This window comes from Mogibacterium kristiansenii (genome assembly GCF_009695905.1).
GTDB classification, from domain to species: domain Bacteria; phylum Bacillota; class Clostridia; order Peptostreptococcales; family Anaerovoracaceae; genus Mogibacterium_A; species Mogibacterium_A kristiansenii.
On the sequence record NZ_VUNA01000025.1, the window covers coordinates 1 to 16362 of the forward strand.

14 protein-coding genes are annotated in these 16362 nt (G+C 49.2%); all 14 read left to right on the forward strand.

Features of this window, described 5'->3' with window-relative positions; all coding sequences use genetic code 11:
* A partial coding sequence (locus FYJ65_RS09705) for a hypothetical protein (protein ID WP_235898248.1) occupies positions 1-204 on the forward strand: 204 nt, incomplete at its 5' end.
* A complete protein-coding gene (locus FYJ65_RS08965; protein ID WP_235898249.1) occupies positions 173-667 on the forward strand; it encodes an ADP-ribosylglycohydrolase family protein in 495 nt (164 codons plus the stop codon). The genes FYJ65_RS09705 and FYJ65_RS08965, both read left to right, overlap by 32 nt.
* A complete protein-coding gene (locus FYJ65_RS08970) occupies positions 664-1368 on the forward strand; it encodes a hypothetical protein (protein ID WP_154554987.1) in 705 nt (234 codons plus the stop codon). Before FYJ65_RS08965 ends, FYJ65_RS08970 begins: the two co-directional genes overlap by 4 nt.
* Before the next feature lie 253 nt (positions 1369-1621).
* Positions 1622-2764, forward strand: a complete 1143-nt coding sequence (locus tag FYJ65_RS08975) for a betaine/proline/choline family ABC transporter ATP-binding protein (protein ID WP_154554988.1) — start codon at positions 1622-1624, stop codon at positions 2762-2764.
* Entirely contained in the window at positions 2757-4334 is a 1578-nt protein-coding gene (locus FYJ65_RS08980) for an ABC transporter permease/substrate-binding protein (RefSeq protein WP_235898250.1), read from the forward strand. The genes FYJ65_RS08975 and FYJ65_RS08980 overlap by 8 nt, the downstream gene beginning before the upstream one ends.
* A 246-nt stretch (positions 4335-4580) precedes the next feature.
* On the forward strand, positions 4581-5510 hold the full coding sequence (locus tag FYJ65_RS08985) for a calcium/sodium antiporter (protein WP_154554989.1): 930 nt from the start codon (positions 4581-4583) through the stop codon (positions 5508-5510).
* 517 nt (positions 5511-6027) lie between these two features.
* Positions 6028-6588 (forward strand): hypothetical protein, encoded by a 561-nt coding sequence (locus FYJ65_RS08990; protein ID WP_154554990.1) that lies wholly within the window; start codon positions 6028-6030, stop codon positions 6586-6588.
* Between the two features lie 17 nt (positions 6589-6605).
* Positions 6606-7127: a DUF2764 family protein gene (locus FYJ65_RS08995; protein WP_154554991.1), complete on the forward strand. Its 522-nt coding sequence runs from the start codon at positions 6606-6608 to the stop codon at positions 7125-7127.
* Positions 7128-7141: 14 nt separating this feature from the next.
* The gene (locus FYJ65_RS09000; RefSeq protein WP_154554992.1) at positions 7142-8872 is read left to right on the forward strand and encodes a V-type ATP synthase subunit A; all 1731 of its coding nucleotides are present in this window, start codon (positions 7142-7144) and stop codon (positions 8870-8872) included.
* A gap of 11 nt (positions 8873-8883) precedes the next feature.
* Positions 8884-10179 carry a V-type ATP synthase subunit B gene (locus FYJ65_RS09005; protein WP_154554993.1) on the forward strand — a complete coding sequence of 432 codons (1296 nt, stop codon included), beginning with the start codon at positions 8884-8886 and terminating at the stop codon, positions 10177-10179.
* Between the two features lie 12 nt (positions 10180-10191).
* Positions 10192-10806, forward strand: a complete 615-nt coding sequence (locus FYJ65_RS09010; RefSeq protein ID WP_277672323.1) for a V-type ATP synthase subunit D — start codon at positions 10192-10194, stop codon at positions 10804-10806.
* Positions 10803-12647, forward strand: a complete 1845-nt coding sequence (locus FYJ65_RS09015) for a V-type ATP synthase subunit I (RefSeq protein ID WP_154554994.1) — start codon at positions 10803-10805, stop codon at positions 12645-12647. Before FYJ65_RS09010 ends, FYJ65_RS09015 begins: the two co-directional genes overlap by 4 nt.
* A gap of 57 nt (positions 12648-12704) precedes the next feature.
* On the forward strand, positions 12705-13130 hold the full coding sequence (locus FYJ65_RS09020; protein WP_154554995.1) for a V-type ATP synthase subunit K: 426 nt from the start codon (positions 12705-12707) through the stop codon (positions 13128-13130).
* A gap of 473 nt (positions 13131-13603) precedes the next feature.
* Positions 13604-16204 (forward strand): cation-translocating P-type ATPase, encoded by a 2601-nt coding sequence (locus FYJ65_RS09030; protein WP_154554996.1) that lies wholly within the window; start codon positions 13604-13606, stop codon positions 16202-16204.
* Positions 16205-16362 lie beyond the last annotated feature (158 nt).

A 16362-nucleotide genomic window follows, 5' to 3' on the forward strand; every position in this document is an offset into this window, starting at 1 on the left:
AAGATGCATACATTCATTTTAAGGATTTATATATGTGGTATCCAGTTGCAGGAACAACGGTACCATATCTCAGGAATTGCGGTACCCGTTTACTGGAACAGTGGTGCAATTCTGGCAGGAATCTTCAAAGAAAAACCCACAGCCATACGGCAGTTGGGGGAATGGATCGGCAATGCGGGTCTCATCGGTGGGCTGGTTGTATAACAGTCTGGAAGAGACCCGAAGATATGCAAGGCTGACCGCAGAAGTTACTCATAATCATCCGGAAGGCATAAAGGGTGCGGAAGCGGTGGCGTCGGCTATTTTTATGGCGCGAAACGGAGCTTCCAAGGAGGAGATAAAGAAATATATCATTCAGGAATTTGATTATGATCTTTCCAGAACCTGCGACGAAATCAGACCGGGATATCATCACATCGAATCATGTCAGGAAACGGTGCCGGAAGCATTGACGGCTTTCATGGAAGGGACGGATTTTGAGGATGTAGTCCGGACGGCGGTGTCTCTGGGTGGTGACTGCGATACCTTAACCTGTATTGCCGCGAGCATTGCGGAAGCATTCTACGGCCTCCCGGATAATATGAGAGGTGAGTGCCGGAAACGGTTGCCGAAAGATATGCTCGGGATTCTGGATCGATTTGATGAACGAAGGGGTGATAGAAGATGAAAAAGTTTGCATTGAGAAACTTGGTTTTACTGCTGTGTTTGATGATGGTGATATCCTTTACGGGATGCGCCTCTGAGGCCAAAAAGGCGATGGATGAGAGTGTGGATACGGCAAACGAATTGCTGGAGAAAGATGCAGAACCATTTGATGCGGAAACGGAAACAGCGCTTGAAAAGGCGGTGAAAACCAGCGAAGAGGCAGAGGATGACGATGCGTATAAGAAAGTAAAGAAGGATATCGATAACGCAATCAAAGCCTATCAAGACAGCGTGAAGCAGCAAAAGCAGGTAACCGAACCGAAAGAAAAATTCCTGGTGGAGAGAGCGAAGACCGTCAAAAGTATTACAGCGGTGGAAGCGGCCACGGAAAAAACAGATGCGAATACACTCATGAATAAGAAAGGCGGATATTACGCATATGTGGCGATGAAATCATCACTGATTGACGACAGCTATGATGAGGGAGAGTCTCCGGTAGAAGCCGGCACGGAAGGCGGCGCGGTAATCGAGGCCTTCCATACTGTTAAGGATGCAGAAGCAAGGGATGCGTATCTTTCCGGATTTGATGGAGCGGGCATGCTTTCGCCGGGTTCCCACAGAGTGGTAGGAACACTTGTGATTAGAACATCCGATGCGCTTTCGGCTTCGGATCAGAAAAAACTGGAGAATCGCATTGTTGACGCGCTTATCAAACTGGAATAAAGTGTAAGTTCTGAGATTCATTGAGCAGGAAAGGCATCTCTTCGGAGGTGCCTTTTTTCTTATTACGTGCCGTTTACGTGATGGATTCTTTGCATAACCCTACACAGAGAACCGACATACGTTCACTCAACGCACAAAAGGGAATGATAAAATTTACAAATAAATGTATATAGTTGCATTGCTATATAAGTTTGGGGATCCAATTACGTCATTACTTTTGCCGGTGCGATGCACCCGACAAGGAGATGAGATTATGATTCAACTGATAGATGTAACGAAAGCGTTTAAGAACAACGTGGTTCTGGACGGAATTTCCATGGATTTTCGGGACGGGGAGCTGACGGTGCTGATCGGTCCCAGCGGATGCGGAAAGACGACCACGCTGAAAATGATTAACCGGCTGATTCCCGCCACCGGCGGCCGGATTCTCATCGATGGAGAGGATATCGAATCCATCGACAAGGTGAAGTTGCGCCGAAATATGGGATACGTAATCCAGCAGGGCGGACTGTTTCCCCATATGACCATACGGCAGAATATCGAAATCATCGAGAAGCTGGAAGGGAAGGATGAGTATCAGATTCTGAAGAACACGGAGCGGCTGATGGAGATGGTGGATATGGATGCGGGAAAATTCCTGGACCGATATCCCAGCGAGCTGTCCGGCGGGCAGCAGCAGCGAATCGGCGTCATCCGTGCCCTGGCCAACGACCCGGATTACGTGCTTCTGGATGAGCCTTTTTCCGCTCTGGATCCGCTGACCAGAAGTTCCTTGCAGGATGAGCTGTCCGACCTCCATCGAAAGATGGGAAAGACCATGATTTTCGTCACCCACGATATGGACGAGGCGATAAAGATTGCAGATCGAATCTGCATCATGAAGGACGGCCGCATTCTGCAGTACGATACGCCGGAAGAAATTCTGCGACGTCCGGCGAATGATTTTGTGGCGAACTTCGTGGGCGCGAACCGAATCTGGGGGTCGCCGAAGTTCATTCGGGTGGAAGATTTTATGATTCGGCATCCGGTGACCTGCGATGCCTCCCTTTCCGCGGAGCGATGCATCACCAAGCTGACGATGCGGCACGTGGATACGCTGCTGGTGACCGGAAAAGAAGGACAGCTGCTGGGCATCGTGAACCGGAAATCCCTGTACGCCAACCACCGGCCGGACAAGCCGGCGGGGGAGATTATGCTGCCGCCGAAATGCACAGCTCATCCGGAAGACAGCATTCTGGATGTACTGAAGATGATCGACCGGACGGATGCCAGCAACGTGCCGGTGGTGGACGCCCTGGGCAGGGTTGTGGGACTCCTGACCAACAGTAATCTGGTTTCGACGCTGAGCCGCCAGTATCTGGAGGATATGACGGAGGAGGTGCGTGGCAATGATTAAGATGTTCGAATACTTCGGGGCCCATTCGTCTCAAATTTGGAAGTTAACGTTAGAGCACATTGAAATGACTGCAATTGCGGTATGCATCGCCGTCCTGATTGGCGTGCCGCTTGGAATCCTGATCAGCTATGTTCGAAAGCTGGACAAGCCGGTGCTGGGTCTGGCCAACGTAGTGCAGGCGATTCCGAGCATGGCCCTGTTGGGCCTGGCAATTCCACTGCTGGGCATCGGCGTGCTGCCGGCCATCGTTATGGTGATTATCTACTCGCTGTTGCCAATCGTGAAGAACACCTATACCGGAATTTCCGGAATCGATCCCCTTATGGTGGAGGCGGCCAACGGAATCGGGCTGACGCCGAGGCAGGTCCTTACCAAAGTGAAAATCCCGATGGCACTGCCGGTGATTATGGCCGGCGTGCGGATTTCGGCGGTGACCGCAGTGGGCCTCATGACCATGGCGGCATTTATCGGAGCCGGCGGCTTGGGGTATCTTGTTTTTGCGGGAATCCGAACCACCAATAACTACCAGATCCTGGCGGGAGCGATTCCGGCGTGCATTCTGGCGTTGCTGGTGGATTTCCTGATGGGCCTGGTAGAGAAGCTGGTGACACCGATCAGCCTGCAGAAGAGCGGCGGTCTCTCTCGGAAGCAAATGAAGCGGAAGCGCAGACGGGAAAAGCTGACTCTGGGGACCGCGGTGGTCCTCATCTGTGCCATCATCGTGGGCGGAGCGGTGAACAGCCGGCTCGCGGGACGGGAAAAAGAAATTACCGTGGGCGGCAAGGATTTTACCGAGCAGCTCATTCTGGTAAACCTCTACTCCGACTATATCGAGGCGCATACCGATATCCACTGCGTGCGGAAGGAAAACCTGGGAGGAAGCCAAGTGTGCTACCAGGCGCTGAAGAAGGGCGATATCGATATGTACGTGGATTATACCGGCACCCTGTACGGAAGCGTGCTGAAGCATGACGGCACCGACGATATGGAAGGCGTGTACAACACCTGCGTCAAGGAGATGAAAAAGAAGAATATCTCCCTGACCCAGCAGTGCGCGTTCAACAATACATATACCTTGGCGGTGAGCAAACAAATTGCCAAGAAGTACAATCTGGAGACCATCCGAGACTTGGTGCGGAAATCCTCCCAGCTCCATCTGGGGTGCACCCTGGAATTCCAGAACCGTCACGACTGCATCGATGCACTGAAAAAGGCGTATCCGAGCCTGAAGTTCAAAAAGATATCGGCGATGGACGGTTCGCCGCGTTTTGTGGCACTGGACAATAAGGAAGTGGATGTAATCGACGCCTTTGCAACGGATGGAATGCTGATGAAATACCATCTGAAGGTGCTGAAGGATGAAGACCACGTGTTCCCGCCGTACTATGCGGTTCCGTGTTTCAATTCCGATACCCTGAAAAAATATCCGGAACTGCAGCGGGTGGTGGACGAGCTGGCGCCGAAGCTCACCGACGAGGTGATGATGAAGCTGAACTATCAGGTAGATGTGCAGGGAAAGGAGCCGAAGGACGTGGCCAGAGCGTTCCTGGAGCAGGAGAATTTAATCTAGCGCATCCCCAGCGGATTGCAAAAAATTCGTAAAGCATATTGAAAGCAAAACGAAAATTTGGTAGAATACTAAAGCTAAAAGGGAGTAGCTAGCCGAAAGTGTTCACTTTTTCGTCAGTACAGTTATTTGATAATAACTCGGAAAGTGATTAAATAGCGAGACTTTTACTGTTAGATGCAGTAGGAGTCTCTTTTTTTTTATGCTTATTGCCTACTGCAAGGGAATAAGGAAAGCGAGGTAGAAAAAATGTTATTACAGGCGGGTGTTTTGATCGTCGGATTTGTTTTTCTGGTAAAAGGCGCCGATTGGTTCGTGGAAGGATCGGCCAGCATTGCGAAGAGGCTGGGAATTCCTCAGCTGATCATCGGTCTGACCATTGTGGCCATGGGCACCAGCATGCCGGAAGCGGCGGTGAGCATTACTGCGGCACTGAAGCAAAATGCCGGCATCACCATCGGGAACGTGGTAGGAAGCAACATTATGAACGTATTTATTATTCTGGGAGTTACAGCGCTGATTACCAATGTGACGGTGCAGAAATCCACCCTGAAATATGAGATGCCGTTCATGATGGCCATCACCGTAGTTATGCTAATCTGCGGAATGACCGGCGGAACCGTCACCTTCGCAGAGGGCGTCGTGCTGTGGGCACTGTTTATCGCATATCTAGGGTACCTGTTCGTCATGGCAAAAAAAGGCACCGATGAAGAGGATGGCGATACTCCCATTCACCCGGTATGGAAATGTCTTCTGCTGATGGTAGTCGGCGGAATTCTGGTTGTAAAAGGAAGTGATTTTGCCGTCAGCGGGGCGTCCGAGATTGCCCGGTATTTCGGAATGAGCGAGCGTTTCATTGGATTGACCATCGTAGCGCTGGGAACGTCCCTTCCGGAACTGGTAACTTCCGTGACCGCGGCGAGAAGAGGAAATGCGGGAATTGCCATCGGAAATATCGTGGGCAGCAATATATTCAACATTCTGTTCGTCATCGGCACAACCGCGCTGATCTGTCCGGTTCCGTTTGAAAGCAAGTTCGGAATCGATACCTTGATTGCGATTCTGGCCGGTGTGGTTCTGTGGGCCGGCACCGTAAAACACAAAGAATTGAGAAGACCCTGCGGCATTGCGATGATGTTGTGCTATGCGGGATACTTCACATATCTTTGCATGGCGTAATAAAAAATTCTCATCATCGGAAACGTCCGGTGGTGAGATTTTTTATGGTTTTATAAATTTGAAAATGTGAAGTAAAAGTATTTTATTATTCGTATTTGTCAAGTTAATTATAAAAGTGTCATGTTTTTAAATTCTTTGTATCCTTTTTTAAACATGTAGTAATTTTTCGGTGCAAAATGGATAATAAATTAACTATATATGTGTAAGTATAAAAAGATTTCTGCCGGTGTGAACAACGTGTGAAGAATATGAAAAATGAAAAAAGCACGGCGACCGATTTTTAAACGAATATAAAACCAGGTATAAAAATTATTAATAATAAAGCGGATTTTAATTAATATAAGTGTAATAATTATTTAACAAACTATCTGTTTTTCGAGGGGTTCATTCTTTTGACGAGGATATTAATTGGTGCTATAATCATTAAAAATGTTATGCATAAGTATTGTTTTCAGGCATTTGGTTCTACAGATATCGGAAAACGTGGAATGCGCATAGAACAGGAGGTTAACAGTCTATGGAATTGCAGATTCACGATTTGGTTTCATCCATCCGTAAAGAGGGTGTCGATGCAGCCAATGAGCAGGCAGAGAAGATTATCGCTGAAGCCAAACAAAAGGCGGAGGAGATTATTTCCAATGCAAATGCAGAGGCCAAGACAACAAAGGAAGCTGCTACAAGAGAAATTGAAACACTCAGAGAGGGTGCCATCGAGAATGCCGAGCAGGCAAAGAGAGATGCCCTGATTTCCTTTAAGAAGGAAGTATTGGGTGAAGTTGGCAGAATCCTGGAGGCAAAGGTTCGTGAGGACCTGAAGGGAGAAGCTCTGGGTAAGCTGATTAAAGCCGTTGTCAATGGTGAGGATATGTCTCAGTATGCAGCAGAAGTGGCAGAAGTCACCGATGAATTGAAGGCTGCGCTTGCGGAGGAAATCCAGAATGGCCTTGAGGTCAAGGTTGGAAAGGGAGTTACTTCCGGATTCAAGCTTGCCGCAAAGGACGGTTCCGGTTACTTCGATTGCACCGATGAGGAGATTATGCAGCTTTTGATGCCTTACTTCAGAGAGATGGATTTCTAAGAACCGGGAGGTAGAGTATGGCTTCGTATTACTACTTAATTTCAAGCCTGCCGGAACTTTCTGCGAATGAAGAGATGCCAATCACCTACGATGAATTCATCGCAATGTGTGAGGACAACGTAAGTGACAAGACCTTGGAGCGTTTGAAAAATCTGACTCTCGATTCTACAGAGGGTCCGCTCCTTAAAAAATGGTCCGGATTCTATACGGGTCTGTTCAGGGAGCTGAACGCGCAGCGAAGTGCCGCTCTTGGAAAGTCCTATCAGGCTGAATATGAGAAGAATCCGGAGAGTACACAAATTGCACAGGCTGCAATCACCGCCAAAAATCCGCTGGAAGCAGAGAAGCTTCTTCTGGTGCGCCAGTTCGAAGCGTTGGATTACTACACCGGCGGTCACTTTTTTGATGACGTGTGCTTGTTCGGATATGCGATCAAATTAAAATTGTTGGAACGCCAGAGTTGCTTTGTTAAGGAAAAGGGAGAGGCGGAATTCAAACGTCTCTTCGATAATGTACAACATAGCGTTTATAACTTATAACAGGAGATATGCAAATGGAAACAGTAACAGGTTATGTGACTGGCATTAACGGCAACCTTGCAAACGTAAAGTTTGAAAGTGCCGTGCGTAAAAACGAAGTAGCGTACATCCTCGTTGACGGAAAGCGTCTGAAGGGTGAGGTTATTCGTGTTAATAACGGAATTGCCAGCATGCAGATTTACGAGATGTCCAATGGTATCAAGGTTGGCGATCCTGTAGAGTTTACAGGGGAGCTGATGAGCGTTGAGCTGGGACCGGGACTCTTGACACAGGTATTCGATGGTCTTCAGAATCCGCTTCCGGAACTGGCGGAAAAGTGTGGCTTTTTCCTGGAAAGAGGGGTGTACCTCGATCCGATTCCGGACAGAGAATGGGACTTTACTCCTTGCGTAAAGGTAGGTGATTCGGTAGAAGCCGGAAGCATTATCGGCAGCGTACCGGAATTCCAGTTCACCAACCAGATTATGGTACCGTTCACGCTGAAGGGAACTGATTGGAAGGTGAAATCCATCGTTGAACCGGGCATGCACCACGTTCGTTCAACAATCTGTGTGATCGAAAACAGCAAGGGTGAAGAGATGAACCTGAGCATGGTTATTACACAGCCGATTAAGCAGGCAAACAAGTGCTACAAGGAAAGACTTCGTCCGGATGAACCGCTGGTAACTCAGCTCCGTGCAATTGATACATTCCTGCCGGTTGCAAAGGGCGGAACATTCTGTATTCCGGGACCGTTCGGTGCAGGAAAGACCGTACTTCAGCACAGTGAGGCGAAGAACGGTGAAGCGGACGTCGTTATCGTGGCAGCCTGCGGAGAGCGTGCCGGCGAGGTTGTAGAAATTCTGAAGGAATTCCCGGAACTGGAAGACCCGAAGACCGGTCGTTCCATGATGGAGAGAACGATTATCATTTGTAACACGTCCTCCATGCCGGTAGCAGCCAGAGAGGCTTCTTGCTATACCGCAGTAACCCTCGCAGAGTATTACAGACAGATGGGCCTGGACGTACTGCTCCTGGCCGACTCCACCAGCCGTTGGGCACAGGCAATGAGAGAAATGTCCGGACGTCTGGAAGAAATCCCGGGCGAGGAAGCATTCCCGGCATATCTGGAGTCCACCATTGCGGCATTCTATGAGAGAGCCGGAAAAGTAAGACTGAACGACGGACGAATTGCTTCCGTTACAATCGGCGGTTCGGTATCCCCGGCCGGCGGTAACTTCGAAGAACCGGTAACGCAGGCGACGCTGAAGGTAGTCGGTGCATTCCACGGTCTGACAAGAGAGCGTTCCGATGCACGTAAATACCCGGCAATTCACCCAATCGATTCTTGGTCCAAGTATACCGGTGTTGTCGATATGGATCGAGTAGAGAAGGCACGCTCCATTCTCAGAAAGAGCGTAGAAGTTAACCAGATGATGAAGGTTGTCGGCGAAGAAGGTACATCCTCAGAGGATTACACATTCTATCAGAAAGGCGAGCTGTTGGATGCAGTATACCTCCAGCAGAACTCCTTCGATGAAATCGACGCAGCATGCTCTCCGGAGAGACAGCGTATCGAGTTCGACGTGATGTACGACGTAATTAATAAAACCTATGATTTGCAGGATAAGAAGGAAATCAGATCTTTCTTCAATCAGCTTAGACAGGAATTCCTTGACTGGCATGGAACCGTCTTCGGTACACCGGAATTCGAGGCACAGAAGCAGAAGGTTTCAGATTTCTACCTCGCTAAAGCGGTTAACTAGGAGGCAATAAGATGCAGAAAGTATATACGAAAATTGAATCTATTGTCGGTAACGTAGTTACAGTAAGAGCGGAAGGTGTTAAATACGGAGACCTGGCTCTTGTTGGTGACAGTTATGCGACAGTAATTAAGCTGGATAAGGACTTGGTGTCCCTGCAGGTATTTGCGGGTGCTCAGGGTGTCGGAACCAGCGATGAGGTTCGTTTCCTCGGAAAGCCAATGATGGTATCCTTCTCGGATAATCTTCTGGGAAGAATCTTTGACGGTGCCGGCGTGCCAAGAGACAATGGCCCGGCTCTGACGGAGAACATGATTCCAATCGGCGGACCTTCTTTTAACCCGTCGAAGCGTATTCTCCCGAACAAAATGATTCGTACCGGTATTCCGATGATTGACCTGTTCAATACTCTGGTTGAGAGCCAGAAGCTCCCAATCTTCTCCATTTCCGGTGAACCATACAACCAGCTGCTGGCAAGAATCGCTCTTCAGGCAGAGGTTGATGTCATCATCCTGGGAGGAATGGGACTGAAGTACGATGACTACCTGACTTTCAGAGATACCCTGGAGAAGGGCGGCGTAATGGGACATACCGTAATGTTCATCCACACCGCATCCGACCCAATCGTAGAATGTACTCTGGTACCGGACCTGGCTCTGGCGGTTGCAGAGCAGTTCGCGCTGGAAGGAAAGAGAGTTCTGGTACTGCTTACCGATATGACCAACTTCGCCGATGCCCAGAAGGAAATGGCGATTACGATGGAGCAGGTACCATCCAACCGTGGATATCCGGGAGATCTTTACTCCAGTCTTGCTTCTCGTTATGAAAAGGCTGTGGACATTGAAGGTGCCGGATCCATTACCATCCTCGGCGTAACCACAATGCCGGGCGATGATGTCACTCACCCGGTTCCGGATAATACCGGATATATTACAGAGGGTCAGTACTATCTGAAGAATGGACACATTGAGCCATTCGGTTCGCTTTCAAGACTGAAGCAGAACGTAAACGGAAAGACAAGAGATGACCATCGTGCTGTAATGGACGGAATGATTAAGCTGTATGCACAGTACAAGGAGAGCTTGGAAAAGAAATCCATGGGATTCCTTATGACTGAATGGGACGATAAGCTTCTGAAATTCGGAAAACTTTTCGAAGAGAAGCTGATGGATCTTAGTGTAAATATTCCTCTTGAAGATGCGCTCGATCTTGGCTGGGAAATTCTTGCAGAATGCTTTGAGCCGAATGAAACCGGTCTCAAGACAAGTCTGGTTAAGGAAAGATGGCCAAAGAAAGAAGCACTGGACTAAAAGGAGCAGACAGTGGCTATCAAACTTACTAAAAATGAACAGAAAGTGCAGAAGGACCTTCTGAAACAGTATCAGCGCTATTTGCCAACCCTGCAGCTTAAGAAACAACAGCTTCAGCAGGTAATCATGACAACGAGAGCTGAATTGGCACAGAAGGAAGCTGAACGTGTTCAGATGATTGGTAATCTCGACGATTGGGTAGCTGTATTTGCAGAAAATGCGATCTTCGACGAGGACAAGAGTATTGACACACTTGTTCAGCCAGAGACGGTGATCTGCAGAGACGAAAACATTGCCGGAGTTACGGTTCCGAAATTCGAGGAGCTGAAATTCAAGGATGTTGAGTACGATGTAGATGACTATCCTCTGTGGGTTGATACTGCACTGGTAAAACTACGCGAAATCGCGCGATTGGATGCACTGGTTTCCACCCTTCGAAAGCAGGAAGCACTTCTGGAAAAAGAACTTCGGTCCACATCACAGAGAGTAAACCTGTTCGAGAAGGTTAAGATTCCGGAAGCCAAGGAAAACATCCGCGTAATCGGGGTATACCTGGGCGACCAGCAGACAGCGGCGGTTGTTCGCGGAAAGATTTCAAAGAAAAAATTGGTGGAGGCGGCACAATGATAGAGAAAATGAAAATGGTCTACGTCGTGTCATCGCTTTCACGGAAGAAAGAGATGCTCGATGGGCTTGAAAAGCTCGGCGTTCTGCATATCGCTGAGAAGAAGGGCGCGGTTCATGCCGTGACAGAGAAGTTCACCGAACTGTCCAGATTGACCGCATCCCTTGCGGAATATCTCCCGGACAAAAAAGAACAGAAGAACCGACCGGCGAAGCCGCTGCTTCAGGGTGAGGAGTTCGAGAAGTTCTACGGTGAGGTAAAGGGAGCCGTTGAAAGGAAGGCAGCTCTTGAGCAAGAACTGTCGGTTCTGCACGCAGAAATCGAGAGGGTTTCTCCTTGGGGGGATATTACCTCGGAAGATCTTGAACTGCTGAAGGACCGCAAATACGATCTTTATTTTTACCGCGTACCGGCGAGCACCTATGCGGCCCTGGCGGCAGATGAAGAACGTCAGGTGATTCACCTGAAGGACATCAAGAAGGAAGTGCTGATTGCTTCCATCGGAACGCTTCCACCGGAGTTCGCTGCAAGTGAGTTCAATCTTCCGGAAAAGGGAGCGAAAGAGCTCGCTGCTGCGGAAGCGGATTGTCAGGCCGGCATTGACAAGAGCGTGGAGACACTGAAGGAAGCGGCGCTGCACATGGACAGCTTTAATGCCGCAATGCTGGTAGCACAGAACGAGGCGAATTACTCTTCTGCCAGCCAGACAGCCGGAAGCGACGATCGTTTCGTGTGGCTGTCCGGATATGTGCCGGAAGCAGATGTGGATGAGTTCAAAGCTTCCGCTGCAGAGAACGGTTGGGCATATGCGATTGAGAGCGTGGATGCCGATGATGAGAAGATTCCGACCAAGCTGAAATTCGGCAAGGTTTCCGGTCTGATTGAACCGCTGTACAACATCCTGGGAATTCTGCCGGGATACCGAGAAAGCGATATCTCGATGTGGTTCCTGTTGTTCTTCACATTGTTCTTTGCAATGATTCTGGGCGACGGCGCGTACGGTGTGCTGATTCTCATTGGTACCATCGGATACGTTGCGAAGACGAAGAAAAAGAATACGACAACCTATCTGCTGTTTGTACTTTCTTTTGCAACTATCGTCTGGGGTGCAATCACCGGCACCTGGTTCGGTCTGGAAAGTGCGATGAAGGTTCCGTTCTTGAAATCCTTGGTAATTCCAAGCATGGCAAGTTATCCGGAGTACTTCAACGTAAGCGCTTCCACCCAGCAGAACATGATAATGAAATTCTCGTTCTCGGTGGGTGCGATTCAGATGTGCCTGGGAAGCTTGATTTCCGTGAAGAAGAAGATTTCTGAGAAGAACCTGAGCTGGCTGGCAGACCTTGGATGGCTGATTGCGATTGTATCGCTGTACATGCTCTGTCTGAACCTGGTTATCGGAGAGAAGATTACCATGACACCGGTAGCAGTCGGTGTTGGCGTGGCCTTTGCAATGGTTGTTCTGTTCGGCGGAATGTCCCCGGACAAGACCTTTGGACAGGGACTGAAGTCCGGACTTTCGGACATCTTCACCGTATTCCTGGACACCATCAGTTGTTTCGGAAACATCATGAGTTATATCCGACTCTTCGCAGTAGGAATGGCCGGACTGGCTATTTCTCAGAGCTTTGACGGTATTGCGGCCGGCTTCGGCGGACCGCTGGTGATTGTCGGCGCGCTGGTATTCTTTATCGGACACGCGTTGAACATCGTAATGTGTTTCCTGTCCGTTGTCGTTCACGGCGTTCGTCTGAACGTATTGGAGTTCTCCGGCCAGGTTGGCCTGGAGTGGACAGGTATTCCATATGAACCTTTTAAGAAAAACAAAAAGGTCATCAAATAAAGATTCTAAATGTAAATTATAAATGATTCTGATGTAATTTAGAAAAGGAGAATTATTATGAACATCGCATTTCTTGGTATGGCAGCAGCCCTTGGTCTTTCCGCAGCTGGATCCGCATTCGGTACAGGTTTTGCAGGTATGTCTTCCGTAGGAGCATGGAAGAAGTGCTACGCAAGTGGCAAGCAGGCTCCGTTCATTATGATCGCATTCGCCGGTGCGCCTCTGACACAGACTATCTACGGGTTCCTTCTGATGAACTTCATTAAGAGTGCTAACTGCGATCCTTCCCTGGCTCTCTGGGTTGGCGTATTTGGTGGACTGGCAATCGGTATGTCCGCTCTGTTCCAGGGCAGATGCGCCGCTGCAGCTGCAGATGCACTGGGTGCAACCGGAAAGGGTACTGCGAACTACTTCATCGTTATCGGTGTTATCGAGACCGTAGCCCTCTTCACACTGGTATTCAGTTTGCTGCTGCTGGGCTAATCGGTCGGAACGAAGACTGATATTTTAAATAAGTACCTTCATATAAGAAAGCGTTCTTAAATTGAGATGGGGATTCTGCTTCGGTAGAGTCCCCGTTTCCTTTTCGCCGGATTGATGAGGCCTATGAGTTGTTCGAGAATAAACGGGATGGTGTGATTAAAGTCGCCGTGGAATGTTGAACCTATGACCGGGTTGCCGTTGCAATCCGTTTTTTTGCAAAGGGTACTTGACAGATTCGGTAAAGAGAATATATAATTGCGCTAATAATAAAGGGGAGTAACCTACGTATATGTTTGCGTTTGTGGCGTCGTCAGTACGATGGAAGCATCCGGTGCCTCAAGGAATTGGTGAGACTTTTATTGCATTCTTTGTTGTGCAGTAGAGGTTTCTTTTTTTATATCATTTTACAGAAGATTCGCTCCGCTGCGCGGGAAATTCAGTCCGTGAATTCTTGGAAAAGAGGAGGCAAAATTATGAAAAAATACTATCAGGAGACGGCGAAGACGGTTCTTGAACGCGTAAACAGCAGGGGAACCGGTCTCACCGGAGAAGAAGTGGAAAAATCCAGAGAACGGTGTGGTTGGAATGAACTTGTAGAAGGAAAGAAAAAGAGAATTCCGCAAATTTTTCTGGAACAATATAAGGATTTTCTGGTGCTGATTCTCATTGCATCGGCAATCATATCCGGTATTCTGGGAGATGCGGAAAGTTCGGCGGTCATCATCATTGTCATTACCATTAATGCCATTCTGGGAACGGTGCAGACGGTAAAGGCGGAACAGTCGCTGCAGAGCTTGAAAAACCTTTCCGGACCGGAAGCAAAGGTGCTGCGGGATGGTGCCGCTATTATAATCCCTGCGAGAGAGCTTGTGGTGGGAGATGTCATCCTGCTGGAAGCGGGGGATATGGTTCCGGCAGACGGAAGGCTGATTGAAAATGCAAGTCTCAAGATTAATGAGAGTGCGCTTACCGGAGAAAGCCTTGCGGTGGAAAAAAGCATTTCGGCGATTTCAGAAGATGTGCCTCTGGGCGACCGAACCAACATGCTGTTCTCCGGAAGCTTCGTCACCTATGGGCGCGGGAAAGCGGTGGTAACGGATATTGGAATGGAAACGGAGGTGGGTAGAATTGCCGGACTTCTGAAGTCGACTTCGGAGAAACAGACCCCGCTTCAGGCAAACCTGGAGGACTTCGGCAAGAAACTGTCCGTGCTGATTTTGGTATTCTGCGGGATTCTGTTCGCCATCAATGTTTTTCGCGGAGAGAACATCGGCAGCGCGTTCATGTTTGCCGTGGCGCTTGCAGTTGCGGCAATCCCGGAAGCCCTCAGCTCGATTGTGACAATCGTACTTTCTTTTGGGACACAGAAAATGGCGAAGGAGCACGCGATAATCCGCAAGCTCCAGGCGGTGGAAGGACTGGGCAGCGTATCTGTAATATGTTCGGACAAAACCGGAACCTTGACGCAGAACAAAATGACAGTGGAAGATTACTACGTGGAGGGGAAGAGAATTCCGGCAGCCGAAATAGATGTGGACGATCCGGCACAGCGATGTCTGATGGATTACAGCATTCTGTGTAATGATTCCACCAACGAGAATGGGGTGGAAATCGGGGACCCGACGGAGACGGCGCTGATCAATCTGGGCAGCCGATACGGCATTGAAGCGGCGGCGGTACGGTCGGATTACCCGAGAACGGACGAACTTCCTTTTGACAGCGACCGCAAAATGATGTCGACCCTTCATTCCATCGATGGTGAGAATCGCATGATCGTAAAGGGCGCCGTGGACCGACTGCTGGAGTTGTCGGAACATATTCAGACAACCGAAGGACTTCGGGAGATTACCGATGAGGATAAAAGAATGATTCGGCAGCAGAACCGAGTTTTTTCCATGGAAGGATTGCGGGTGCTGGCGTTCACTTACCGTCAGGTCCCGGAGGGGCATACGATGACTCCGGAAGATGAAAATCATCTGGTGTTCCTGGGGCTGATTGCCATGATGGATCCGCCGAGGGAAGAGTCCAAGGATGCCGTGGCGGAATGTATAAAAGCAGGAATTCGGCCGGTGATGATTACCGGAGATCACAAGATTACCGCCGCGGCCATCGCCAAAAGAATCGGCATTCTGCAGGATCTTTCCGAAGCCTGTGAAGGCGCGGACATCGAGGATATGAGTGATGAAGAGCTGAGAGATTTTGTTACCGGAATTTCCGTATATGCCAGAGTATCTCCGGAGCACAAAATTCGGATTGTGCGGGCATGGCAGGAACGAGGCATGATTGTGGCGATGACGGGAGATGGCGTGAACGATGCACCCGCACTGAAACAGGCGGATATCGGGGTTGCCATGGGCGTGACCGGAACGGAGGTGGCAAAAGATGCCGCTGCCATGGTTCTCACCGACGACAACTTTGCAACAATCGTGAAAGCGGTAGCAAATGGACGGAATCTGTACAAGAATATCAAAAATGCCATTCAGTTCCTGTTGTCAGGAAACTTCGGGGCAATTCTTGCGGTTCTCTCCGCATCGGTGACCGGACTGCCGGTTCCCTTTGTACCGGTACATCTGCTGTTCATCAACCTTCTCACCGACAGTCTTCCGGCCATCGCGCTGGGAGTGGAGCCTTCCGACAGTGAAGTGATGAAGGACAAGCCAAGGGCGGCAAAGGAATCGATTCTGACCGGGAAGTTTCTGAGTAAAATCGCGGTGGACGGATTGGTCATCGGAACCATGACCATGATTGCGTTCTTGACCGGTTACCATCAGAACGGCGCACTGCTGGGAAGTACCTATGCGTTCGGAACCCTTTGTCTGGCCCGCTTGTTCCACGGCTTCAACTGCAAATCGGATCGGCCGGTGATTTTTACGAAAAGGTTCTTCAACAATAAGTGGCTGTTGGGTGCCTTTCTTCTTGGGGCCGCTCTGATAACAGCGGTACTTACGGTGCCGGGTTCGGAAACGGTGTTCAAGGTGGAGATGTTGAACCCGGCGCAGCTGGGCACAGTATATTTGTATGCGTTTTCGAGCCTGCCGATTATCCAGCTGATTAAATGGGTGCGGAAAGAATAACATACCTGCACCGAATCAACCAACGCATTATCCTGAATTGAAAAAGTAAGTTCTGCTTTTGTTATGGCAGCACTGGATTTTAAATTTGCAAATCCAGACAAGAAGTTACTTTTGCAAAACAGTTGCGCTGTCTTTTTCATTTGATGGAAGTGGATAGT

Coding starts and splice junctions, on each gene's coding strand:
- FYJ65_RS08990 (WP_154554990.1), top strand. CDS start 6,028: ATGGAATTGCAGATTCACGATTTGGTTTCATCCATCCGTAAAGAGGGT.
- FYJ65_RS09020 (WP_154554995.1), top strand. CDS start 12,705: ATGAACATCGCATTTCTTGGTATGGCAGCAGCCCTTGGTCTTTCCGCA.
- FYJ65_RS09000 (WP_154554992.1), top strand. CDS start 7,142: ATGGAAACAGTAACAGGTTATGTGACTGGCATTAACGGCAACCTTGCA.
- FYJ65_RS08985 (WP_154554989.1), top strand. CDS start 4,581: ATGTTATTACAGGCGGGTGTTTTGATCGTCGGATTTGTTTTTCTGGTA.
- FYJ65_RS08975 (WP_154554988.1), top strand. CDS start 1,622: ATGATTCAACTGATAGATGTAACGAAAGCGTTTAAGAACAACGTGGTT.
- FYJ65_RS09030 (WP_154554996.1), top strand. CDS start 13,604: ATGAAAAAATACTATCAGGAGACGGCGAAGACGGTTCTTGAACGCGTA.
- FYJ65_RS08965 (WP_235898249.1), top strand. CDS start 173: ATGCGGGTCTCATCGGTGGGCTGGTTGTATAACAGTCTGGAAGAGACC.
- FYJ65_RS08970 (WP_154554987.1), top strand. CDS start 664: ATGAAAAAGTTTGCATTGAGAAACTTGGTTTTACTGCTGTGTTTGATG.
- FYJ65_RS08995 (WP_154554991.1), top strand. CDS start 6,606: ATGGCTTCGTATTACTACTTAATTTCAAGCCTGCCGGAACTTTCTGCG.
- FYJ65_RS08980 (WP_235898250.1), top strand. CDS start 2,757: ATGATTAAGATGTTCGAATACTTCGGGGCCCATTCGTCTCAAATTTGG.
- FYJ65_RS09005 (WP_154554993.1), top strand. CDS start 8,884: ATGCAGAAAGTATATACGAAAATTGAATCTATTGTCGGTAACGTAGTT.
- FYJ65_RS09015 (WP_154554994.1), top strand. CDS start 10,803: ATGATAGAGAAAATGAAAATGGTCTACGTCGTGTCATCGCTTTCACGG.